The 24,915-nt window shown below is 41.0% G+C and carries 21 protein-coding genes; 17 read left to right on the top strand and 4 right to left on the bottom strand.

Translation table 11 applies throughout. The features are described 5' to 3' along the window. Positions 1 to 357: 357 nt before the first annotated feature. The 3 genes from M5U24_RS01240 to M5U24_RS01230 all read right to left on the bottom strand — a co-directional run bounded on the left by M5U24_RS01240 (position 358) and on the right by M5U24_RS01230 (position 3,644). On the bottom strand, positions 358 to 723 hold the full coding sequence (locus M5U24_RS01240) for an SCP2 sterol-binding domain-containing protein (protein ID WP_099326248.1): 366 nt from the start codon (positions 721 to 723) through the stop codon (positions 358 to 360). Continuing rightward, positions 720 to 1,961: an SDR family oxidoreductase gene (locus M5U24_RS01235; RefSeq protein WP_157820662.1), complete on the bottom strand. Its 1,242-nt coding sequence runs from the start codon at positions 1,959 to 1,961 to the stop codon at positions 720 to 722. The genes M5U24_RS01240 and M5U24_RS01235 overlap by 4 nt, the downstream gene beginning before the upstream one ends. 237 nt (positions 1,962 to 2,198) lie before the next feature. Further along, positions 2,199 to 3,644: a glycosyltransferase family 39 protein gene (locus M5U24_RS01230; protein WP_295100608.1), complete on the bottom strand. Its 1,446-nt coding sequence runs from the start codon at positions 3,642 to 3,644 to the stop codon at positions 2,199 to 2,201. A gap of 573 nt (positions 3,645 to 4,217) precedes the next feature. Here M5U24_RS01230 and M5U24_RS01225 point away from each other — a divergent pair. From M5U24_RS01225 to M5U24_RS01210, 4 genes are all read left to right on the top strand, one after another. Next, entirely contained in the window at positions 4,218 to 5,984 is a 1,767-nt protein-coding gene (locus M5U24_RS01225) for a YihY/virulence factor BrkB family protein (protein ID WP_298201355.1), read from the top strand. Positions 5,985 to 6,148: 164 nt separating this feature from the next. Continuing rightward, positions 6,149 to 6,322 carry a hypothetical protein gene (locus tag M5U24_RS01220; RefSeq protein ID WP_157820664.1) on the top strand — a complete coding sequence of 58 codons (174 nt, stop codon included), beginning with the start codon at positions 6,149 to 6,151 and terminating at the stop codon, positions 6,320 to 6,322. A 78-nt stretch (positions 6,323 to 6,400) separates the two neighbouring features. Beyond that, positions 6,401 to 6,730: a ribbon-helix-helix domain-containing protein gene (locus M5U24_RS01215; RefSeq protein ID WP_164995339.1), complete on the top strand. Its 330-nt coding sequence runs from the start codon at positions 6,401 to 6,403 to the stop codon at positions 6,728 to 6,730. 876 nt (positions 6,731 to 7,606) lie between these two features. Then, a complete protein-coding gene (locus M5U24_RS01210; RefSeq protein ID WP_099326255.1) occupies positions 7,607 to 7,810 on the top strand; it encodes a hypothetical protein in 204 nt (67 codons plus the stop codon). A 386-nt stretch (positions 7,811 to 8,196) separates the two neighbouring features. Here M5U24_RS01210 and M5U24_RS01205 read toward each other — a convergent pair whose 3' ends face one another. Beyond that, entirely contained in the window at positions 8,197 to 8,652 is a 456-nt protein-coding gene (locus M5U24_RS01205) for a helix-turn-helix domain-containing protein (protein WP_197705230.1), read from the bottom strand. A 1,487-nt stretch (positions 8,653 to 10,139) separates the two neighbouring features. Here M5U24_RS01205 and M5U24_RS01200 point away from each other — a divergent pair. From M5U24_RS01200 to M5U24_RS01140, 13 genes are all read left to right on the top strand, one after another. Continuing rightward, positions 10,140 to 13,151, top strand: coding sequence for a M28 family peptidase (locus M5U24_RS01200; protein WP_298201352.1), 3,012 nt, complete (start codon positions 10,140 to 10,142; stop codon positions 13,149 to 13,151). 513 nt (positions 13,152 to 13,664) lie between these two features. After that, complete coding sequence (locus M5U24_RS01195) at positions 13,665 to 14,945, top strand: glucose-1-phosphate adenylyltransferase (protein WP_099326259.1); 1,281 nt, start codon at positions 13,665 to 13,667, stop codon at positions 14,943 to 14,945. Positions 14,946 to 15,316: 371 nt separating this feature from the next. Next, complete coding sequence (locus tag M5U24_RS01190; protein ID WP_298201350.1) at positions 15,317 to 15,460, top strand: hypothetical protein; 144 nt, start codon at positions 15,317 to 15,319, stop codon at positions 15,458 to 15,460. 17 nt (positions 15,461 to 15,477) lie between these two features. Continuing rightward, entirely contained in the window at positions 15,478 to 16,050 is a 573-nt protein-coding gene (locus M5U24_RS01185; protein ID WP_298201348.1) for a type 1 glutamine amidotransferase, read from the top strand. Between the two features lie 164 nt (positions 16,051 to 16,214). Next, complete coding sequence (gene guaB, locus M5U24_RS01180; RefSeq protein ID WP_099326261.1) at positions 16,215 to 17,729, top strand: IMP dehydrogenase; 1,515 nt, start codon at positions 16,215 to 16,217, stop codon at positions 17,727 to 17,729. Positions 17,730 to 18,050: 321 nt separating this feature from the next. Beyond that, positions 18,051 to 19,238 carry an acyltransferase gene (locus M5U24_RS01175; protein WP_261341069.1) on the top strand — a complete coding sequence of 396 codons (1,188 nt, stop codon included), beginning with the start codon at positions 18,051 to 18,053 and terminating at the stop codon, positions 19,236 to 19,238. 73 nt (positions 19,239 to 19,311) lie between these two features. Further along, entirely contained in the window at positions 19,312 to 19,500 is a 189-nt protein-coding gene (locus tag M5U24_RS01170; protein ID WP_099326263.1) for a hypothetical protein, read from the top strand. A gap of 867 nt (positions 19,501 to 20,367) precedes the next feature. Further along, entirely contained in the window at positions 20,368 to 20,511 is a 144-nt protein-coding gene (locus M5U24_RS01165) for a hypothetical protein (protein ID WP_197705233.1), read from the top strand. A 292-nt stretch (positions 20,512 to 20,803) separates the two neighbouring features. After that, the gene (locus M5U24_RS01160) at positions 20,804 to 21,097 is read left to right on the top strand and encodes a type II toxin-antitoxin system RelE/ParE family toxin (RefSeq protein ID WP_099326265.1); all 294 of its coding nucleotides are present in this window, start codon (positions 20,804 to 20,806) and stop codon (positions 21,095 to 21,097) included. 18 nt (positions 21,098 to 21,115) lie between these two features. Next, a complete protein-coding gene (locus tag M5U24_RS01155; protein ID WP_099326266.1) occupies positions 21,116 to 21,433 on the top strand; it encodes a HigA family addiction module antitoxin in 318 nt (105 codons plus the stop codon). Between the two features lie 166 nt (positions 21,434 to 21,599). Continuing rightward, entirely contained in the window at positions 21,600 to 21,980 is a 381-nt protein-coding gene (locus tag M5U24_RS01150) for a hypothetical protein (RefSeq protein WP_099326267.1), read from the top strand. Positions 21,981 to 22,159: 179 nt separating this feature from the next. Further along, positions 22,160 to 22,741: a GNAT family N-acetyltransferase gene (locus M5U24_RS01145; protein ID WP_099326268.1), complete on the top strand. Its 582-nt coding sequence runs from the start codon at positions 22,160 to 22,162 to the stop codon at positions 22,739 to 22,741. Between the two features lie 183 nt (positions 22,742 to 22,924). After that, a complete protein-coding gene (locus M5U24_RS01140; protein WP_099326269.1) occupies positions 22,925 to 24,448 on the top strand; it encodes an IS1380-like element ISCku9 family transposase in 1,524 nt (507 codons plus the stop codon). Positions 24,449 to 24,915 lie beyond the last annotated feature (467 nt).

The raw sequence follows: 24,915 nt of genomic DNA, 5'->3' as shown, positions 1-24,915 counted from the left end.
CCATTATACGCATAAACTCATAGGCTCAGGTTGCAAACCTGAACCTGCCTGGATTTTTGCAAAAGCAAAAATGTTCGTTCCCGAGTAGGGTGCATGCCTGATTTTTTGTGACTTCCGCCATGTTTTAATGAAACGTTGCCGTAGTGTTAACCCTGACAGGGTTGTGTCGTCCTGACCCCCATGAATAGCTACAAAAAATCGGGAATGTTCTCCACGAGTAGTGACAAAGCACGCCTTGCCGCTACAATACATAATTATTTGTAACACTTTAGTTATATGAAAAAAACGCTCGTTCCCAAGCTCCGGCTTGGGAACGAGCATTTTTGTTTTTTCAAAAAACTAAAGTGTTACAATTATTTACATATACCCGACCAGTATATTCATCTTCAACGCTAACAGGATATCCCCTTTAATATCAGCTTTACCCTGAAAAAAAGCCTGTTGAGGGGTTATTTCCCTTTTCACTATGGAGAGGAACGTTGCGCTGTCCAAAAGGAAGACGCATGTCGGATTATCAATCGTTCTTTTTGTTACCTCTCTTACAAGCCCTTTTTCAATTACAACGTTCCACACCCCCTCACTATCATCAGTTATCTGAAATTGGATAATGGCATTCAGGGTATCGATTTTGGGAAGGGGGGATTTGTTTACCCTGTCCATGAATAGTGACTCAAAATATTCCCTGTGCGTGAGTATTGCGGGTATTTCAGGCCTTTCGCTCATATGTTTGACACCAAACTATTGTTACCGGTCTTTTGGTGATCCCCTGTTCCTTCCACTTCGTATTCTCTTTCTCGGTATTCCCTGTCCGCTCCTTTCTTTCCCCATTTTGTTTGTATTGCGTATTGAATACTACGGCTAATAAACTCCTGTGTTATTAATGGACAGTCTATATTTGCACCTGCGAGAAAGGCCCTTGTATTTGCAGAATCAAAACAAGCTTCTCCAAACATGTATGGCTGAAACGCCTTGTTTCTTCTGAAAAAACTCTTTTCCAATGCATTTGGTGCGGAGGCACTAAATTCATGTTGCGGGACGACTCTTACGCGGTAAATACCGGTGGCAACTTTTAACCATTCCGCAATCTCTTCTATCGTGGGGGGCGTAGGGTTGACAATATGAAATATTTTGCCTGCGGCCTCCTCTTGTTTGGAGATATGAAAAATAGCATTTGTCGCATAGTCTATCGGGATAAGATTTATCGTGCTGTGTTTATCTCCGGGTATTCTCAATGAAACAGGGCGTACCTCATGCCTTCCCTGAATAAGGCTGTCGTTTCCTGATTTCCTTCGTGTTTCATAATCATTAAGACAAACAAGCTCCCTGCAAAATGCATAAATATTATCGTAGTTTTTTGTGTACCCTGTTATTGAATCGCCGGCAATAATACTGGGACGGTAAACGGTTAACGGAATACCCTGTTGTTTTGCTAATGAGGAGATGCGTCTTTCCGCCTCATATTTTGATTGTTCATAGTTATTATTGAATTTCTGCCCCTTCTCAAGCTCATGTTCAAAGACGATTCCTCTTCTGTTTCCCGCTACATATGCAGTACTCACATAATGAAAACGCTTGACTTTCTTCCGTGCGCAGAATCCGGCGACGTGCAACGAACCATATATATTAGTTTGAGTAAGAATATCGTTCGCATCATTTTCAAATTTTGTGGCGGCAGCGCAGTGCACCACCATATCAACAGTGCCTGCCAGCCGTAAATAATCTGCTTCAGATAATCCCAGATTTTCCGTTGAAATATCTCCTTCAAGTAGTTCAATACGATCGGAAAATGCATTTCTTTCCTCTGTCGTTTTATCCGGGAAGATTTTATCCATCTTCTCCTTTAACGGCAATCCCCGTAGATTTCTTGCAATAATCCTGAGACGATATCCTTCCTCCAGATATTTACTTGCAAGGCAACCGCCAAGGAATCCGGTTGCTCCCGTAATAAGCAGTGTTTTCATTCTCATCGTCTTTACTAACGGTATTATTTTCAAATGAATAAAAAAATATATATGCCGCTAACATGAGCAATGATAGTGCCATGTATTGTGTAAAGTTGCTATAGAGTTGTATGGCAATAATACATCGATACTTATGGGAAATGGTTTTTATTTTTGGAGAAAACGGAGGTTTTTAGAGGGCTAAAATGTGTAACAATTACATGTGCTGTTTGTAATTATTACAATCGTTTTGACAAGTTAGTTTTTTTGGGAAATTTCAAATAATGAAAATCCTTCAAACGTAACGATGTGCGAAAATTGTTTGTCTGACAGGGGATTATTTTTACCTTTTTTTACTATAAGAATGGTTTCTGGATTAACGAGTGATGACTGAAGGTCAAAATAGATATCCGGCACTTCCCTTACGTTCCTCGCATCCCAGTGTGGTAGATAATAATCGAAGAACCTTTTTTTCCCATCAAAGCAATAAATTCTGACAGAGGTATTTTTGAAATGTGTTTTAATATACTGAATGAGTTGTGTTGACGCCGGAACACTGCGACGATGTTGGATAATTGCAGTGAGAGAGAGTGAAGAGGTTGCAATAATAAGCGTTATAACAAGGATCAGGAAAAGTCTTTTCCCCCAAACTTCGCATATTTTCCCTAATCCAAACGCAATAAACATTAGGATTAATGGGAGCAGCGGTAGAAAATGGCGTGTGTTTGCAACGTTTTGCCCAAAGATTATCCAAATCGTGTAGGGAACTGCATACATTATGCAGAAAAACCGTTTGCCGTCTGCCGGAAAAAACCGAAAGGCGAATAATATGGAAAGCACTGCAATAGCGAACTGAATGACGCTGAGATAATAAAGAGTATGCCGCCAGTCGCCTAACTCTAATTCCAAAAAAGGCCGGACAATACACAGCACCCTTTCCCATCCGCCAAAGGTGAGTACAGAGCCGCCCCAATCCGTAAAATGTCCATGTGTAAAGGAAAAAGCGTGGTAAAAAAAAGGGGTTATCCCCGTGTAATTTATTTGAGGAATAAACCACAGGCATATACCAGCAAAAAGTCCAGTGATGCCAAAAAAGATACTATTCATTTCAAGATGTATTCGGTGAAAGGCGTAGTACAGCAAAGTTCCCATCCATAAAAGAACAAAGGGAAAATACGAAAGCCTGACCCCAAGGCCAATACCTAAAAACAAGCTGCCAAAGAAAAGACAGTATCCGCCATATAAATGCGCATTCTTTTTCACACGCCAAAAAAGATGGTATGAAACGGAAGCATTTTTCCCATAATTCAGCGTACATGCCCCGTAACGTGCGGCATCAAAGGCAGAAAAAAGGAATTTTATGGACAATAGTATAAAAAACGTACCGGTAGTGTCGGAAGCCGGTCTTTCTGACTGCATCCAGCATAAAGGATTTATTGTGTAAAGGATGGCTGTCAGGATAGCCGTTTTTTCAGCAAACATACTGCGGGTGAGAAAGGAGAGAGGAAATATCGTGAGGCTTCCAAAAAATACGCCCGGCAACGTCAGTGCTGCAACATCGCTGTGAAATATTTTTAAAAACAAAGACGCCAGGAAAATATATACCGGATATCCCGGGAAGTGCGGTTGATGAAGGGAAATATCATAATCATGAAGCCCCATGGCAAAGTTAATACTGTCTTCATTTTCCAGGTATTTGTCCACAAAGAAAAATCGCAGGAAAAGGCAGAGAAAAAAAAGGACTGTTATTTTAATATTAAAAGAAAATTTCATAAAACGTGTAGTGAAAAACAGGGGGTATCCCTTATGGTTCACTCTCTTTCTTTTGCTCTTGTGCAGGATTCATGTATCAATTTAATCGAGAAAAATAATGTACAAGAGCAGGCAATGATTATCTCTTTGGATATCAAGGAAATAAAAAAAGTATGGAAACTTGCGCAAAGAATATTGTTGATTTTCACTGCATCAAGATGTAACTAAGATAAGATATGGGTTTCTGTTCAGTCCCTCATGGCTTTACCGGCGGTTTCCTTCGAAAACACTTTTTCTCTACATATTTCGCATATGAGCACAGACAAGAATCTCCAGGCGGGGTCAGGTTACCAGCCTGAACCCGTCTGGAGATTGAACCTGATAGTCCGAACCGGATCTGAGGTGTAACCTGTCTCTCCGTTAACAATGTCAAACGTTTGGGTTCGGTCGGGGACGATTTAATCAATAGAAACCGGGTGACCCTATTGTTCTTTTATCTTTGTCGTAATAATAATAAGTAAAACAATGACTTTAAAGAAAACAGTTTTATATTTTGATAGAATAAAAAAATTCATCAAGGTTGATCTCTGGGTTGAGGAGAGAGAGACCTCTGCTATCCTGTGGCTTTTGCGCCGGGTGGTAAAATTTTGCGCCCTCGTAGTAAGCGAATTCACTGAAGGCCGATGTCTGTTAAAGGCATCAGCGTTAACCTTCATTTCAATTGTATCACTCATTCCACTCATGGCTTTTGTTTTATCTGTTTCAAAAGGACTTGGTGCTGAAAAAGTGCTGGATCAAAAAATCAACACCAATATTTTTAATCTACCAGGCGGTGAGATGGTTTCTGCCTTTATCAGTTTTAAGCAGGGGCTTTTTCAACAGATTGACAAGCTTGATTTTTCAGAACCTGCTGCCCGTGAAGAGATTCTCAGCGCTATCGAGGCCTTTGAAGGGTTCATTCTTCCCCCTGGAGGAGAAATACTTTCTACAAAACCCTATACATCAGGGGATTCCTCTAACGACAACACTCATGATGCATCTTATGTGCAAATATCAGCAGCAGCAGCAAAAGAAGAAGAAGAAGAGGCGAAAACAGCCATTAAAAAATACAAAGAGAAGCTTGCACATATCATTGCATCTGTAGATTTTAGCAGTGAAAAAGCAAAAAATGAACTGAAAGAACGCATCGAATCTTCTGTCCTTTCCATACCTTCAAACATCAGCTTAAATGCTTTCCTCTATAAAAAACAGATTATGCACTTTGTCGACAGAACAAGTTTTAGGTACCTTGGTGCAATCGGGCTTACATTTCTCCTCTTTTTTGTAATCAACACGATAGGTAATATTGAGACCTCCTTTAATGATATTTGGAAGATTAAAAAATCCCGTTCGGTTTTCAGAAAGTTTACCGACTACACCAGCATAATGTTTGTCTTTCCCATTCTTATTCTGACATCGACAACAATTACGGCTGTTTTAACGAATGAAAAACTCGTCACCCTCTTAAATAAAATAGGGTTCGGCAAGATTTATTTGAGTACGTTGGGGTTGTTTTTGCCTATTGTTGCGCTGTGGATGGCATTTATTTCCGTTTATATTTTTCTGCCAAACACCAGGGTGAGGGTCATTCCGGGGATAATCGGCGGGATTATAGGCGGAACGCTTTTTTATATACTCCAGGTCTTTTATTTTAAAAGCCAGATAGGACTTGCACGATATAACCTGATTTATGGCGCATTCGCAGCAGTCCCTTTCTTTCTGTTGTGGTTGCAGATGAGCTGGAACGTTGTTCTTTTTGGAGCAGTGATTTCATATGTTATCCAAAACATACGGTTTATTAAGCTGAAAAGTCAAGCCATTGATATAAACTATGCATCAAGGGAACTTTTGGGACTTTTTATTATGGAACGGATATCCTCACAGTTTTTATACGGAAAGGGCGAACGATGGTCAACGGAGGGGTTATCCGGAGCGCTGAGCATTCCCATTGAAACCGTTCAAGAGATTATCTCCGAACTTTCCAAGGCATCCCTGATTGTAGAAATCCCCACAGAAAAATATTTATACTACATGCCTGGGAAGGACTTAGATGCAATCCACTTGGATGAAATACTATTTGCGATGAGAAATTTTGGTGAAAAATACATGCCTGTTTCTCTGTCACCTTTGGACCAAAAAATGGTAAAACTTCTTGACGACCTCCAGGATGCTATAAAGCATCGTATGAGATTTACCATGAAAGATATTATTCAGGATGCGGGGGCGCAGAACATGGTCACATGTAATCAGTAAGTTTATTATGGAACATGGGATTATGCCGGAATAATGAACCAGAATAATGAAATTGTAAAAATATTTATGTTTAGGAATTTTAATATTTTTGTAGAGACGCATTGCATGCGTCTGGAAACTGCTGCGCGTAAAGAATATGTTGACACAGCGGAAAGACGCATGCAATGCGTCTATACATTGACAGCCACCAGACAGATAGTAAATCACGATTTGGCTTCTGTGAACCAGATATCCTGACGGATTGCAAAAAATCGTTGGTATTGCATTTTAATACCTTTGCAGCTTTGAGTGAGGTTGCAAAAGTAGTCGTTGATGCCTTAAGGGAAGTTTTCGGTTAATTGATACAAATGAGGAGAACTTATAGCGTTGCACAATGTAACACAAAGTGTTATTGCGTATTAAAAGGAGGTGCGGAAATGGGCACTACATTAACAATAAGAATAGACGAAAAGACAAAGCAAAGGCTTGAATGTCTTGCTGCGGCTATGGCAAGATCAAAGTCCTATCTTGTGTCCACGGCAATCAATGAATTTATTGAGGCTAACGAATGGCAGATACGGGAGATTAAAAAAGCAGTTACGAAGGCTGACCAGCCCGATGGGGAGCATTCCCGATTTTTTGTAAAAATGCCATTAGCGGGGAGGGGAAGGAATAGTAACACAAGCTTCCAGTTTGAGGGTAAAATGCCACAAGTAGTCATCATGTTTCATTTGCAACACCCAGAAACGATGAAAATGGTTTTATAACCATATCATATTGCGGTACCTGTGCTTGAGCTATTTTTTGTAGTTTTACTTTCGAGTCGGAAACATCTGGCATTTCTGTTTCTGTACCGGTTCAAATGTATAGGGCCATCCAAAAGGTATCAGCTTGTAATTTACAAGGTCTCTGCTTGTCATTGCAGGGGGGCTCCAGCTTGTCATTGCGAGGGTCTTTTCCGAAGCAATCAATATACTACGAGATATTTTGTGACATAAGAGACGCCATATCGCGGGAGAAAGAAGCAAATTAAGGGTGGCTCAAGGGCTAAAAAATAGAATTAATTAATGGAATGAATGCAGGATGGAAGGATCTCTATTACGGTTTATGAGGTTGCTTCGGAAAAGACCCTCGCAATGACAAGCTGAAAAGACCCTCGCAATGACAAGCTGAAAAGACCCTCGCAATGACAAAACGGATACCCGCGTAATGACAAAATGAGTCATCAGTCATCATGTTTCATTTGCAACACCCAGAAACGATGAAAAATGGTTTTATAACCATATCGTGTTGTAGTATCTGTACTTAAACTATTTTTGTAGTCTTATTTTCGAGCCAGGATGCTTGTGTTACAATGTACAATTAGTTAACCAAAAATCGGGAATGCTGCTGTTGGGTTTCACTTACGTCTGTTAGATTAGCTAAATCGAGGGGTTTTCGCAATCACGAACTGGCCGAGATTGAAAGAATTTTGGTAGAATATCAAAATTACGTTTTAGAAATGTGGCGAAAGGAGGAGAAGAAACGTGGCAACCACGAAAGTTAAAATTAAGACACACGAAAATCATATCTCTGTCATTCCTATTGTCATTCCAAACCTCGATGAAGTCAGAAAATTTGCGGCTAAGTTGCACGCTTAAGGAATGCCCTGGAAGGGAGAGTTGTTTGGTTGGCAAGCGGAGTATAATCCTGAACGGTCAGAGGTGCCGCTTGATTCGAAGATGACTTTCACACCTGCAGATTTCTGGATTGGTGAAAGTGGCATTTGGTTCTTCTCGCTCATATGGGAACATGGCAAACACGCTGAACCAGAAGAGTTTTTAGATGATAGAAACATTTTTTTGTAAGGTTGTGTTCGAAAACCTTATTTGTTGTAACACTTTAGTTTTTTGAAAAACCATCAAAGTAAAATCATGCTGCTCAGCAGTCATTCTGCATTCCTGCCCTTCAATTCCACCCACTACACCCCCGCCAGCTGGGGACAGTTTGAGCAATCGCTCTCGTTCTCAAACTCCGGCTTGGGAACGAGAGCTTTTAATTTTTCAAAAGACTAAATTGATACAAAAATTCTAATAATAACGATGTTTACCGCACGGTGTAGGGGCGAAGCATTTGCATGTTTGAGCATGAACGCATGTATGCCGGTTATTGCAAATGCTTCACCCTTATGGTTTCAAAAAACTAAAGTGTTACCAATTTATACAAACCTTGAAATACAAAATTAAAAATTGAATTACGATTTTTCCTGTCTATCAACCGAGCCTCTGTTTCTTATTTCTATCTCTGCTTCGAGAAGTATCTTATAGTGGTCGATTACTGGTGCAGGAAGCTTCTCTAACAGGCTGATTATCGTGTCGTAGATACGCCTTCTTTTGCCGTATGGTATGGTTTGCTCAGCCACGATAGCCGGTTCTTCTATTGTCTTTTCTGCAAAGAGTCCGGATATCTGAATTCCGAGGGCATTTACAATCTTTTCTAAAGACCTCTCACTATATCCCCTCTTTCCGTTCTCTAAAAAATTTATATAACCCTGGGTTAAGCCACTTCTTAAAGCCAGTTCTTCCTGTGTAATTCCAAGCCTTTCCCTGATCATCCGCACATTGCTTCCCACAATATTTTTCCTCATGAGGAATTTATAACAAGGTGTTATAAAATGGTCAAATACCCCAAGTAATATACTTCTTGACATATATAACTTTTAGTCATATATTACCTATCAAATTTTATCAGCATGCAAGTGACGTCACTTGACTCAACCGGAGCAATTAATCCTGCAACACTTGAAGGAGGCTGCAGGTGCGGAGTTAGTGGATGTGAAACGTATCTCCGGCAACCGATCGGGAATGCCTTTCTGCGTGCGACGCACATGCAGGCAAAGAACACCAGGGGTACAAAGAAAAACTTAAAAAAAAGGTAACACTTTAGTTTTTTGAAAAATGTATTACCTATAAGCTCCGTAGGAGCAGCCTGTTTGTAGCAAAATAGAATCTTATAACAGATATTAGCTCCGCTAGAAGCGACCTGTCTCTTGTAAATCCATATTAAACAGGTCTGCCTGAATACGTACAGGCCGCTCCTACGGAGCTATTTACTCTATTGAATTTTATTGTGCTACAAACAGACCGCCCCTAACGGGGCTACATGGTATTTTTTCTATCCCGTGAATTTTTCATAAAGCTAAAATGTTACAAAAAAAGAAGTTTTTACATGGTAAACATTCTCTTGAGCCGGAGGTTCACAAAAGGATATGAAAAATGTCCGTTTTTTAGACATTTGACTGTGTTTTCTTGCCAATACTATAGAAGGAGGAAAAAAGAAATGGCAGCGAGAGAGATGTGTCCGTTTATAACAACACCGCCGAGCAATGATTGTTATTGTATAAATGCCGATAGTCTGAAAATCCCATCGTTTCTTGAGTACTGTACAAATAATTTCCAAAGATGTAATTTTTACATCACACACTTAAAAAAGACACATGTATCCCCGGCAAGGTGATTCCCCGGGAAGATGATGTTTTTCAGCCTGTTAGAGATGAAAAAGCAACGGGAAATTTTCAGCGGAAAAACTACGGCTATAGCCAAAAGCATCTATTTCCATAAAGTTGTAATACTTTGTAATACTTTGTTTTTTTGAAAAGTAGGGGCGAAGCATTTGCCCATTTGGGTATGAACGAATTTATGACAATTTACAGCAAATGCTTCGCCCCTACACTTACACTATACGGCAAAACATCGCTATTGTTGAGTTTTTTAAAATATTCACGTGTGCCTGTTATATAAGGAATAAAACATTTTCCTTGTAATGGCACGAAACGCCTTGCCACTACAAATCATACCTCCCTATAGGCCGATTTTTTTCCAAAAAACTAAAATGTTACCTTTTTTGTGTTCCCACAAATATCCTGCCGATATAATCCTCAATCCGGATAATAGACGTGTCTGAATTCCAACCCCGACGAATCCTATCAAAACAATGGCGCGATTGTATCAAAAAGAAAGGAAAAAGTTTTCCCGAAATTCAATACAATATATCAACAAAGTCGTCGTTTGCTTTTTCTACAATTACCCGTTACAATGCGAAAAATGTTTATTTCATTCAGGTGATTTTTTACCGGTAATTATTGTTCATCTTCACTGACTTTTTTACATCCCTTTTTATAAAAAGGAGCGCCTCACAATGAAACGCATGAATTTCCTTACAATAATAACTCTTTTCATAGCAACGTTATCCCTCCCCTTTCATTCTTCCGTAACTCTGGGAGATGGCGTAGAAGAAGAACAATTCCTCAAAAATACGCGGCAATTAATCTACCAGGGCAAACGTTCGGGCGAGGGCTATTTTTCCGAAGACGGTAATGCCCTTATATTCCAGAGCGAACGGGAACCTGATAACCCGTTTTTCCAGATATACATTTTGGATCTCGAGACAGGAGATACTAATCGGGTTTCACCCGGAACGGGCAAGACCACCTGCTCGTTTATACGGCCAGGTTCAAATGAGGTACTTTTTGCTTCCACACACCTTGACCCCGAAGCGACGGCAAAACAAAAAGCAGAATTTGATATTCGCGCTTCCGGGGAAAACAAGAGATTTAGCTGGGATTATGACGAACATTATGATATATTTTCCGCCCACCGTGATGGAAGCAATCCGAAACGCATGACGGAGGCATTGGGCTATGACGCCGAAGGGGCATATTCTCCGGACGGCAGCAAGATTGTTTTTTGTTCATTGCGTGACGCATATCCCATCGAACATCTTTCCGCCGGGGATAAAAAACGTTTTGAAACCGACCCTTCATACTTCGGTGAAATCTACATTATGAATGCAGACGGCTCCGGACAAACCCGCCTGACCCATCAGCCCGGTTATGATGGAGGCCCGTTTTTCAGCCCTGACGGAAAACGCATCATTTGGCGTCATTTCAAAGAAAACGGTTTATTGGCAGATGTTTATACAATGAACCTGGACGGCTCAGACAAACGCAGATTAACCGATTTTGGCTCTATGTCCTGGGCGCCTTATTATCACCCCTCCAATACCTATATAATTTTTCATTCAAATAAATACGGATTTGCCAATTGCGAACTGTTTATTGTTGATGTCTATGGCAAAAAAGAACCCGTTCGTGTTACTTTTACGGACGGCTTTGACGGTCTTCCGGTCTTTTCCCCTGACGGAAAGAAGCTCGTATGGACTTCAAACCGCACCCCGCAGAAAAATTCTCAGCTTTTTATCGCCGACTGGAATCACGAAGAAGCACTATCTGCACTCAATGCTTCACCTGTACGAAAACAGTCAGAAACGACACCGGCATTCGAACTTCAGGAAAGCGCAGGGGGAATTACCTCGCAGGAACCTCCGCAGTCCTTCTCCTTTACTGAAAAAACAGACCACCCCTTTTCTCCTCAAATCACCGAAGAAGATTTGCATACAATCGTTGCATACCTTGCTTCTGATGAGTTGGAAGGAAGGCTGACAGGCACAAAAGGCTCCAAAATGGCCTCTGATTATATTGCTCATCGGCTTGAAAAAATCGGGATATTGCCTGTTGACAAAAATGGCAACTACTTTCAGGGGTTTCCCTTTACTTCAGGCGTAGAAGTTATGCCGGAAGGCAATTTTCTTCACATTGCCAAAAGCGGCAAAGCAAACGACACAAAATCTTTTGAATTAGAGAAGGATTTTCGTCCGCTTGCTTTTACTGCAAGCGGTGTAGCTGACGGTGAACTGGTTTTTGCTGGATACGGCATCTCCATGCCGGGCGAAGATGGCGCAGGTTATGATTCATACGCTGGTATTGATGTAAAAGATAAAGTGGTTCTCGTCCTTAATTATATCCCCGAAAAGGTTGAAATGAAGAGACGCCACGATCTGAACCGTTATTCCGGATTGCGTTACAAAGCCATGATTGCCCGGGAACATGGTGCAAAGGCGCTGCTGGTGGTCACGGGGCCAAACTCCCCGGATGCGGGAGAACTGCTTCCCCTCACCTTTGATAATGCCTCAGCAGATTCCGGTATTGTAGCCGCATCAATAAGCGGCGATGCGGCGAAGGCACTCTTTTCCTTTATTGGAAAAGATATTGCTACGGTACAATCTGAATTGGACATTGAAAAATCTGAAGCCCAAACCGCTTTTGCTATGCCGGGAATAAAAGCAACTATTTCCACCGCTGTAAAACGTGAAAAAACGTCAGATCACAATGTTATCGGATATCTGCCCCCTGCTGATGGTAAAGATGATTGCGAATACATCGTCGTGGGAGCACACTTAGACCACATTGGCTACGGTGGTACTGAATCCCTGGCGAGAAAAGGAGAAGAGGGAATGATACATAATGGGGCAGACGATAACGCCTCAGGGGTTTCCGTAGTGCTGGAATTAGCGGCTGCTCTGGCGGAAACATACAAAAAAAAACCACAAGATAAACGACGGGGACTTGTATTTGCGTTTTGGTCGGGGGAAGAAATGGGACTGCTGGGTTCCTCTCATTTTATAAAAAACCCTGCCTTTCCCTTGAAAAATACAATTGCATACATAAATTTTGATATGGTGGGGAGGCTGAGAGACAACAAACTCATTATCCAGGGGGCAGGTTCCTCAAAATCATGGCCGCAATTGTTTGAAAAGCGCAATATCATGTCAGGCTTTAATCTCATACTTCAACACGACCCTTATCTGCCGACAGACGCCACCCCCTTTTACCAGGAAGGCGTCCCTATCATGAACTTCTTTACCGGAAGCCATGATGATTATAACCGGCCGACCGACGATACAGTGACTCTTAATTACGAAGGTATGGCAAAGATCGCCCAATTTGCGAAGAATATCATTTCCGATTTGGTAAAAAGTCCCGGGCGGCCCGACTATTTTAAAGTAAAGAGTTCAGGACCGCCTGATAGCCTGCATGGTTCCAGAAGAATATATTTAGGCACCATTCCCGACTTTACCACAGAAGATATTGAAGGTCTAAAACTGAGCGGCGTCAAGGCTGGAGGCCCTGCAGATAAAGCAGGCCTGCGGGACGGAGATATTATTGTCAGATTTGGAGATTTGAAAATCACTAATATCTATGATTATAAATATGCCCTCGACGTTATAAAAATTGGCGAGCCGGTGACGGTTGAATATTTAAGAAACGGAACGAGCGGCACACTCACCGTTATCCCGGAAGCAAAGAAGTAAATGTACTGTAGCGAATTTCTTATTTATTGTATTACTTTCAAAAAGACAAGTGGAATATAACTTGGTTAAGGGAGCATTCCTGATTTTTTGCAACAGTTTAGATTTTTGGAAAACAAAAATGCTCGTTCCCAAGCTCCGGCTTGGGAACGTAATTGTGTTGGAAGCTCTAGCTTCCATTTAGCCGGCAAGCGAAGCTTCGTGTATTATTCGATTCAAAAGATGTTTCTAAATATCTTGGGTAACATACTGAAAAGCCTCCAAGCTGACATCATGGGTTCATTCCCTTTTCCATTCGAAGCTGGAGCTTCTCAAACAATCCCGTTCCCAAGCCGGAGCTTGGGAACGAGCGGTTTTTTTCATAGGACTAAAGTATTACAATTCTTTGTAAAAAAACAAAATGTGTGAAGATATACAAAAAATCGGGAATGCACCCCTTGGTTAAGTAGTTTGGTGGTTAAATAGTTAAGTGGTTGAAACGATTTAACGACACAACTTAAAGCAGGAGATAATAATATGGATAATGTAATTTCTGTTATTTTAGGTGGGGGACGTGGAACGAGACTCTATCCCCTTACAAAAGAACGGTCAAAACCCGCAGTGCCTCTTGCCGGTAAATACCGGTTGATTGATATTCCAGTTAGTAATAGTCTGAATTCAGGGATAAATAAAATTTATGTTTTAACCCAGTTTAATTCCGCCTCCCTGCACCGGCACATCACAAGGTCATATAAATTTGATAATTTCTCAAAAGGATTTATCGAAGTCCTTGCGGCAAACCAAACTATAGGCAGTTTGGACTGGTATCAGGGCACCGCGGATGCCGTCCGCCAGAATCTGCGTTTCTTTGACCAACCAAATATCGAATACATATTGATTCTTTCCGGTGACCAGTTATATCGAATGAATTATCAGCATTTTATCAGAGAACATATCAAGTCAGGCGCTGAAGTGACTGTTTCTGCCATCCCTTCTGAAAGGAGACATGCCCAAGCCCTGGGGCTTTTAAAAATAAACGAACAGGGACGCATTGTTGGTTTTTCTGAGAAACCTAAAGATGAAGCAGTTATCGATACGCTTTCTTTGGATGCATCATTTTTTGAGAAAAGGGGGGTTGAACCAAAAGGGAGAACACTTTTGGCATCGATGGGTATTTATCTGTTCAACATTGGCGTATTAAAAGAAGTATTAAAAAAATCACAAAAACCTGATTTTGGAAAGGAAATCATTCCTGAAATTATAAAGGAAAGAGCAGTCCATGCCTATTTATTTGACGGATATTGGGAGGACATCGGGACAATTAAATCATTTTATGAGGCCAATCTCGAATTGGCAACCTTAAGTCCGAGGTTTAACTTGTACAGCGAGAAAAACCCAATATATACCAGCCCACTGTCCCTGCCCGGAGCGATTATAAACAATTGCAGGATTATAAAGTCTATTATAGCCGACGGGTGTATTATTGATAGTGGGGAAATAAGTGATTCGGTAATTGGTTTTCGAACAAGAATAGAGAAAAACACTACGATCAGGAGTTCCGTGCTTATGGGTGCCGACTATTATGAAACAAAAGAAAATATTCGTGCCAACAAAGAGAAAGGGATACCGAACATCGGAATTGGAGAAAACACAAAAATCGTGGGCGCTATTGTTGACAAAAACGTTCATATCGGAGAAAACGTTCATATAGAAAATACGAAAAAGATAGAAACATTTGATGCGGAAAATTACATGATACGTGATTCTATTATCATTATTCCCAAAGGGAGTGTTATACCATCAAATACCGTCATATAGTTCATGCTAAATGTTATGCACTAAGAAAAATGTTCAATATTCAATGCTCAAGTGGTTGTTCATTTGCCTTTATTCTTTTACATTGAACATTGAATATTAATTTTCAAAATGCGAAAGATGCACTTGTTTGAAATTTCAAATCAATTTGTCATTAGAATTTGTTTCGCCGGGTTGGTAGTATGTTTTTTTAATATAACGTTTCATTAAAATATCTACATTGATACCGTCATTGCGAGCTACAGCAAAGCAATCTTAAGTCTTTTGGGAACAAGAGATTGCTTCGTCGCTCCACCCCTCGCAATGACATTTTTTTACGTACACATTTTAACGAAACTATGCACTAATGGTAGGATTTTTTCAGGATAAGCATTATGATTTTATTCATAAAACACATTGATATTGAAGGTCCCGGTACTATTGGAGACTTTCTGGAAGATAACAAGATTTCTTCCGCAATTGTTGATCTTTCAAACAAAGATAATCTGCCGGAGTTAAAAAAACTCTTCAAATGGTGATAAGTCTTGGTGGTCCTATGAATGTGTATGAAGAGGAAAAATATCCCTTTTTAGCGGATGAAAATGTTTTTCTTAAGGAAATAATAAAGAGGGATATCCCTTTTTTAGGCGTTTGCCTTGGGGCGCAACTTATGGTAAAGGCTATCGGCGGCACGGTATCAAAAAATCCAAAGAAGGAAATCGGATTTTACAAGGTTTCTATTGATGAAGAGGGATTGAAGGATAATGTGTTCAGAAATTTCCCCGGGGAAATAACCGTATACCAGTGGCACGGAGATACCTTCAGTATACCGGAAGGCGGGAAAAGGATTGCTACCTCAGAATTATGTGAAAATCAGGCGGTCAAATACGGCAGGAATATTTACGGCATACAATTCCATGTTGAAGTGACAAGGAACATGATTGCCGAATGGGCAGAAGCATACGAGGGTGAATTGGCGTCTTTGAAGGGCATAGTTTCCGATAAACAGAAAATGCTTGAAGATTATGATAATCTGAAAGGCGAATACCTCAAACAGGCAGAACGATTCTATGTGAACCTCTTTTCCGCTGCCAACCTGTTGAAAAGAAAGAGTTATTCCCTGCCGTAACAGTCAAATAGTTTTAACCACTTAACTACCTAACCGGGTTTTATAATTATCTTTGACATAAACGATATCCTTGTGTTATTGATTAATGTAGAGACGCATTGCAATGCGTCTCTACATTAATATTGAAATTCCTAAACATTTAATTGGAGGTTAATAACACACCCATGCCGCCGAATGGACTTGACGCAAAAACACTTTTTGAAGGGGGAGAAGGCATTACTTATAATGACTTCATTCTGCTTCCCGGACACATAGATTTTATTTTAGACACAATTAGTCTGGATACCAACCTTACCCGTAATATAAAGATAAAAAGACCCCTCGTCAGTTCGCCCATGGATACGGTAACCGAATCGAGGATGGCCATTAGCATGGCCTTGCTGGGCGGCATTGGCATTATTCATTATAACAATACCATTGAAGATCAGGCAAAGGAGGTTCGCAAGGTAAAGAGATTTGAAAATGGTTTTATAACTGACCCGGTTGTCCTCAGCCCTTTCCATACCATCATGGATGTCGATACTATTAAGGATACATATGGGTTTTCCGGGATTCCTATAACAGAAGACGGCACATTAAATTCTAAGCTGGTTGGAATTGTCACAAAGCGGGATATTGATTTTGAGGACAATCGAACGAAACCATTGAGCGAGGTAATGACCAGGCAATTGGTGACAGCTTCTTCCGGAATATCTCTTTCTGACGGGAACAAAATCTTAAAAGAAAGCAAAAAGGGAAAATTGCCGCTAATCGATAAACAGGGGAGGCTCGTATCTCTTATGAGCCGCACTGATTTGCTGAAAAACGAGGATTTCCCCTTTTCGTCAAAAGATAAGGGCAAACAACTCCTTGTTGGCGCTGCGCTCTCTACGCGCGAAGAAGACAGGGAACGCCTTGCTGAACTGGCAACGGCGGGTGTGGATGTGGTTGTCATCGATTCTTCTCAAGGTGATACAATTTTTCAGATTGATATGGTACGGTACGTTAAGAAACACTACCCGCATATTGACGTGATCGGAGGAAATGTTGTTACCGCAAAGCAGTGTAAATCATTGATTGACGCAGGCGTTGACTCGCTACGTATAGGTATGGGGAGCGGTTCTATTTGTATTACCCAGGATACCCTTGCAGTAGGAAGAGCGCAGGGGTCTGCTGTATACCATACAGCGAAATTTTCCAGGGAATACGCAAATATTCCGGTTATAGCAGATGGCGGTATTGCCCACATCGGGCATATTGTCAAGGCATTGTCCCTGGGGGCAAGTGCCGTGATGATGGGCGGACTGCTTGCCGGTACGACAGAATCTCCCGGCGAATATTTTTATGAGGGCGGCGTGCGGGTTAAAAAATACAGAGGAATGGCGTCTCATGAGGCGATGGAAAAGGGAGGCGGCAAAAGGTATTTGTCCGTTGAAGACCGGATAAAAGTTGCGCAGGGTGTTTCGGGAACGGTCGTTGACAAGGGTTCGGTTATTCATCTAGGGCAATATTTAATGCAAAGCTTATTGCATTCGTTGCAGGAACTCGGATGTAAAAGCGTTCATGATCTTCATCAGGGACTGTATGATGGAAACCTGCGTTTTGAAATGAGATCGCCGTCCGCACAGACAGAAGGCAGTGTCCATGACCTCTACTCCAGCAAGGAACCCCACCTTGGTCTTTTAAGAAGGGTACGATAGTATCCCCCCAATTCCTCCGGAATCTCCTTTATAAAAAACCTGGAATGTACATTTGAGCAGGAAGGAGGAAAGGGGGCACATCTGAATATTTGCATGATATGTATAATTCTGAAACCATGGCAAGGCTGGCAAGAATAGCATTTGAAGGGGCTTTTTACCATGTTACGAACCGGGGAAATCGCAGATAAGATATTTTTCTTGATACCAATGGTCGAGCAACGACTTGCAGAAGATCATAAATTACATAAATAATTCAAGAAGATATTGTCTAATGTCCGGATGTGACCCTTATTTTCTACACGATAGTTTTACCTGATAATAGTGATTTTCTCAAGTTATCAGGGCAATTCAGACATAAAAAAATACGATTTTATCGACGCGCTTCGAGGCATGGCAATTCTCGGAGTAATCCTTGTACATTCGTCTCAGTCGGTTGCACCAACCAACGTAACGCTGTTGTGGTTTATGGGTGAAGGGGCGAGAGGCGTTCAACTTTTCTATGTAGCCAGCGCACTGACGCTTTGCATGTCTTGGGTAGCTAGAAGCTCGCATGAAACATTTCCAATTCGGAATTTTTACATAAGGCGATTTTTTCGAATCGCTCCAATGTTTTATCTCGCCATATTGAGTTACATTTTCGTGAATGGGTTTTCTCCATCATACTGGGCTCCCAATGGTATCGAATGGTGGTTTGTTCCAATCACGGCAGTATTCCTCCACGGATTCCACCCAGAAACCATCACATCAGTTGTTCCAGGAGGCTGGTCAATTGCTGTAGAAATGAGTTTTTATTTCATCCTGCCATTTTTGCTTCCGCATATTAAATCTGTAAAGTCTTGTGCCTTCTTTTTCGTTATTAGCCTAGTATTGAGTGGTCTTAATCGACTTATAGTGCCGCATATTTTCTCTTACCCAGAAAGCCAACAGTACCTACTGCAAAGCTTCTCGTTCCTCAATTTTCTAGGCAAACTACCCGTGTTTATCATTGGCATTTTTGGCTATTTAATACTTCGAGAAAAGTATCCTCGTAAGCTAATCGCCATCGTTTGTGGGCCGCTTTTTGTCGTTCTTCTTCTGGCTTTTTTATACCCAGCTTTTAAACTTCCGAGCAATTTTATTGCTGATAAGTTGTTTAATACTCCGCACCATTTTATTGCTGGCGGGCTATTTTGTGCCTTTGCGCTTCTATTGGCTAACTGGCCTACGCAACTATTAGTAAATAAAATTACCACTACGGTTGGAAAGTTAAGTTTCAGCATGTACTTGACGCATTTTGCAATATTGACATATTTTTCTAGGCTTGGATTTAGCAACATCTTTCCAAAGTCGAATCTAGCAAGTCTTCTACACTTTCTGTGTGTTGTTTTTGCGGCCGCCGCAGTATCGTTCTTTTTCTACAAGTACATTGAAAAACCTGGCATTGCACTGGGCAAACGTTTAATCGAAAAATCTGAACAAGATGTTGCGCTAAACCCTAACCCGGCGCTCAACACGGACGCTGCGCTATAAGGCCGCGCAGCGCCGGTTAGCTCTACGTTAGATTTTACTTCATCCTATAGGGGAAATTCCCTATAATATTAACATGAGTACTTTAAAAGACAACATTGCAAAAATGATTCGTCACTTGCCGGAAGACTCCACACTGGAAGACATCCAATACCATCTTTATGTACTAGAAAAGATAAGAAAAGGCCAAGAATCCATAAAAGACGGTAAAGGTATTTCCAACGAGGAAGCCAAAGTTCGACTTTCAAAATGGATTACAAAATAATTTGGTCGCCTGACGCTTTAGAAGATATAGAGGCAATTGGGGAGTTTGTCGCAAGAGATTCTGATCTTTATGCTGAATCTACAATTCAAAAAATATTTTAAGCCCCTCAGTCGCTAATCCAACACCTCAAAATAGGCAGAGTCGTGCCAGAAGTTGGCAATGAATTTATGAGAGAATTATTTGTTTTCCAATATCGTATCGTTTATGAAATCAAAGCAAATGAGATCCATATTCTTACCGTAATACATGGAAAACGTATATTCGATAAATAAAAAATCTAACAAGCCGATGGAGATTGACGCCCAACAGCGAGTCTCCGTTCAAGCGACTGTTAAGCATAGACAGTTTATCTTATTCAAACCTGGTTGCTACTTTTGTTGAGCGCAACCCAATGAATTCCGGGGACATCATACTTAATTATTGACTTTGTTATTAGAATAGCTAAGAGGTGGTCATGTCCAGGATTGCTCGTGTGGTAATTCCAGAAGTACCGCATCATATCACTCAGCGAGGAAATCGTCGTTTGCAGACATTCTTTTTGCGATGAAGATTATGAGGCATACATAAACTTGATTGCCCAGTGGTGTACGCACTGGGACGTTGAAGTGTGGGCCTTTTGCCTGACGCCAAATCATATACACCTGAGATTGCGGTACAACCTTCTGAGAAGGCGCTTAGTCAGGTGATTGGCGAAGCGCATCGGCGCTACACGCGTCGCGTAAACTTCCTGGAAGGCTGGAGAGGGCACCTGCGGCAAGGACGTTTTGCCTCTTTCCCCATGGATAAAACCCATTTGTACTTAGCTGCACGCTATGTTGAACTGAATCCTGTCAGAGCAAAGTCGGTTAAGAAACCGCAGGAATATCGATGGAGCAGCGCATACGCATACATGCCGGGCGGGATGACCGGCTTGTGCATGTGGCTCCGTTGCTGGAGATATTTGGTAAGTGGGGTGATTTTCTTTCCAGAGGTCTATCGGATGAGGAAATCGAAGCGTTTCAATGTCACTAGCGGACAGGGAGACCTCTTGGCACGGACACTTTTATAGCCCGGCTTGAAAATGTCCCTGGACGAATACTCCATAAGCAGAAACCTGGGCCCAAGGGTATAAAAGAAAAAAAGGAATCTCCAAAATTAAGTAAGGTGTTCCCGGAATTACCCCCCGGAATTACCCATCACATATAACATATCTTAGGTCACAGCGTCTCCGTAATTATCCAGAATTTCAAAATACATTTTACTATATATAACGGTATCCATTATAATGCGGATGTATGGGTAATGCAAAAAGAGAGGAAGCCTGGTGATACAATCATTCCATGATAAGGGGACAGAGGATATTTTTGATAGAAAAAACACCAGAGAGGCGCGTAAGACCTGTCCGCAACAAATCTGGCGAGCGGCGCAACGAAAGCTCGATCAACTTAATGGAGTTGTTTCTTTAGGTTCGCTGAAAATTCCACCGGGAAACATGCTGGAAGTTCTTAAAGATGATCGAAAGGGACAGCACAGTATACGGATTAACGATCAGTTCCGAGTTTGTTTTGTGTGGGCTGATGATGGTGTAGATAACGTCGAAATTACAGATTACCACTAAATAATAAGGAGAAAGAGTATGGTTCGTATACCAAAAAATGGTCCGCCTACGCATCCGGGCGAAATGTTATTGGAGGAATTTCTCAAACCTCTGCATATGACGCAGCGCGAGTTGGCAGAAAAGCTTGGGGTTTCATATCCGCGTGTTAATGAACTGATTCATGGAAAACGCGGGATGACTCCAGACACTGCGCTTCGTCTGGAGAAACTTTTCGGCATGGACGCACAGTTTTGGCTTAATTTGCAGTTGGCATGGGATCTCTATCATGTAACCCACTCATCAACTGCGAAGGAGATACAAAAGATAAAAAGATTGCCTGCTTTTATCCATGTCTGACCACTTCATTAAGAGAATAGAGAAAGCAAACGGGGGTCGCGCCTATATATTTTACCATTTTTAATAAGACGCTAATTTGCGCAGATTAACGCAGATACTCTTATTAAATTCAATATTTCATAACAACCTGGTCCACCGCATATATGGAAGGTAATGATAAGTAAACATGCCCATAAAACAGAATGCCATTGAAATTGTAAAAACATTGCAGGATAAAGGTTTTGAAGCCTTTTTTGCGGGCGGATGTGTGCGCGATATGATTATGAGGAGGGAATCTGCCGATTACGATATTGCCACGAATGCCCTTCCCCGGGACATTATGAATCTCTTTAAAAAAACCTTTTCCGTAGGTGCGCAATATGGCGTGGTGGTTGTTGTAAAAGATGGACATAATTTTGAGGTTGCTACATTTCGCACAGAAAAATCTTATAGTGACGGACGGCATCCGGATTATGTGTCCTTCAGCACTGCCGAAGAATACATAATAACAGGAAAGGGGTCGCATCTGGATACTCATGATCGAGCAACGACTTGTAAAAGATCATAAATTACATAAATAATTCAAGAAAATATTGTCTAATGTCCGGATGTGACCCTTATTTTCTACACGATAATTTTATATGATAATAGTGATTTTCTCAAGTTATCAGGGCAATTGATTGTGATAATCAATGGTTGGAAAGAAAAATACTCCAAAACCAATTTAACACTTAAATAAAAGTGGATATGAGTAACATAGCAATATCATTTATGGAAAAGAGAGATATTGAAGAATCAGCGAGAGTTCTCAGCGTCGCCATGACAGAAAATCCAATACACCTTGCTGTTTTTCAAAATTCTAATGAAAACGTTCGGATTGAAATTGAAAACTATTTTAAAAAACTTTTGAGCGATAAACCTGGAATAGTTTTTATCGCAAAGGCAAATCAAAATATTATCGGTGTGGTGAGAATGTGCTCGTGTTATGGGAAAAACACGATAAATGATACAGAGGTCTCTATTGATGAAACTAATATTGATTGGAGAAGAGATATTTGGATTAACGAGTGGTCTCGTCGGGATCCAAAAGATCAACATTGGCATTTAGGGCCAATTGGAGTTCTACCCACACATCAGGGAGTTGGCGTTGGTTCAATGCTTATGGAACGTTTTTGCTCAGAGGTAGATGCATGTATGGCGAACGCATATTTGGAAACAGACAAAGATGTCAATGTTGTTTTTTATCAGAAATTTGGATTTAAAACTATTTCTGAGTCTATGATATTCGGGGTTAAAAACTGGTATATGTTACGATTATCAAGATTATGATCTCATCGTAAAACAAATAACGGTGGCAAATCAAAACAGTGTTTCCATATGATATTACAACTAATCCTAAAACAAGCGTAATTTTTTAATCTGAGAGAGTTAAAGTAGGTTGAAAAGCCTGAATTTACTGGTTAAGATAGTGATATGTAAAAATTCCGATAACCAGAAAAAGGGGCATTTCAGATGAGTAAAATAGCAGCAAGAAAATATAACAAGATATTGAGAAGAAAGAAACGGAAAATAGAGAAACGGTTAAAGAGAAAGCAATGGGGAGATCAGAAGCATCCGATGTTCACGGCAAAGAACATTCATTACGAGATAGCCGCGAATAGCCAGGCAATTGCCTGTGGTGGTATAGGCGTAATCCATCAAATGGCAATAAGAAGTGGATTGGTAAAAGAGATAGACGAGAATCTTGAGTTACTCAAAAGGCATATACCGTATCATGAATCGGATCATATATTGAATATAGCGTACAATGTGCTTTCAGGGAATGTGCGGTTAGAAGACATAGAGTTGCATCGGCAAGACAGCGGCTATTTGGATGCGTTGGGTGCAGAGCGGATACCTGATCCTACAACGGCGGGAGATTTTACAAGGCGGTTTGACCGTAATGATATTGAGAAGCTGATGGAGATTATCAACAGGGTACGAGAGCGTGTGTGGGAGGAAGGGCGGAAAGAGGCATTGGAAGAAGCGTTGATAGATGTGGATGGAACGATAGTGGGGACATACGGAGAATGTAAAGAGGGGATGGATATATCGTACAAGGGGATATGGGGATATACGCCACTCATTGTGTCATTGGCAAACACGAAGGAAGTGTTGTATATTGAGAATCGTCCGGGAAACGTACCGAGCCATAGCGGCGCAGTGGAGTGGATAGACAGGGCAATAAACTTGGTAAAACCACATGCGGAGAGGGTTTGTTTAAGGGGAGACACAGACTTTTCATTGACAGGGAATTTTGATCGCTGGTCAGAGCAAGTGGACTTTGTGTTTGGGATGGATGCACGAGGTGGGCTAATAAAACTAGCCGGGGAGTTGCCGGAAGATGCATGGAAAGAACTAAAGCGTAAACCGAAATACAAGGTAAAAACAGAGGAAAGGCAGAAACCTGAAAATATAAAAGAACGGATAGTTAAAGAACGTGAATACAAGAATATTCGGTTAGAGAGTGAGCAAGTGGCTGAGTTTGAATATCGGCCTGAGAAATGCAAGAAGAGTTATAGGGTGATAGTGCTGAGAAAAAATCTGAGTGTGGAAAAAGGTCAGAAACGATTATTTGACGACATTCGTTATTTTTTCTATATAACGACACTGAGGGACAGGACGGCAGAAAAGATAGTAGAGTTGGCAAACGGTAGGTGTGATCAGGAGAATGTAATAGAGCAGTTGAAGAACGGGGTAAATGCGATGAAGTTGCCTGTAAGGGATTTGGAAAGCAACTGGGCATACATGGTAATAGCGTCATTGGCCTGGAACTTCAAGGCATGGTTTGGCATGTTGATGCCAAATGTAGGAAGGGGAGAGCAGGTGTTAAAGATGGAGTTTCGGCGGTTTCTCAATACTCTGATAATGATTCCCTGCCAAATAGTGAAGACAGGGCGTAAGATTGTATATCGAATGCTCGGATATAATGACTGGTTAAAGGATTTTTTTGCAACGTGGGAACGAATCCGAAGATTAAAACTGTGCATGGAATAGTAGTTTAACAGTAAAAAAGAAAAGGAAAGCAGAAGAAGAGCGGGAGCGGTACGTAATCACCTTGCAAAAGTATGGTAGTTTTCTCTATCAATAGTAATATTTTTCTTTTTAGTAAGTTTTTTCGCGACGAAACAAACAAAAAATACATTTAGAGACGCATAATAGTCCAAAATATTATCCCATTGTGTGTAGAGTGTTAAATCGCGCTTGTTTTAGGACTAATTATGGGAAAACAGTGTAAAAATTTCGTAACACTTTAGTTTTTTGGAAAATGTACTACCTATAAGCTCCGTAGGAGCAGCCTGTTTGTAGCAAAATAGGATATTATAACAGAGATTAGCTCTGTTAGGAGCGACCTGTCTCTTGTAAATCCATATAAACAGGTCTACCTGAATACGGACAGGCCGCTCCTACGGAGCTATTTACCTTATTGAATTTTATTGCGCTACAAACAGACCGCCCCTAAC

The organism is Candidatus Kuenenia sp., assembly GCF_027493735.1.
In the GTDB taxonomy this organism is placed as follows: domain Bacteria; phylum Planctomycetota; class Brocadiia; order Brocadiales; family Brocadiaceae; genus Kuenenia; species Kuenenia stuttgartiensis_A.
Note: the sequence above shows the minus strand (reverse complement) of the source record. Positions and strands in the feature narration are given on the sequence as shown.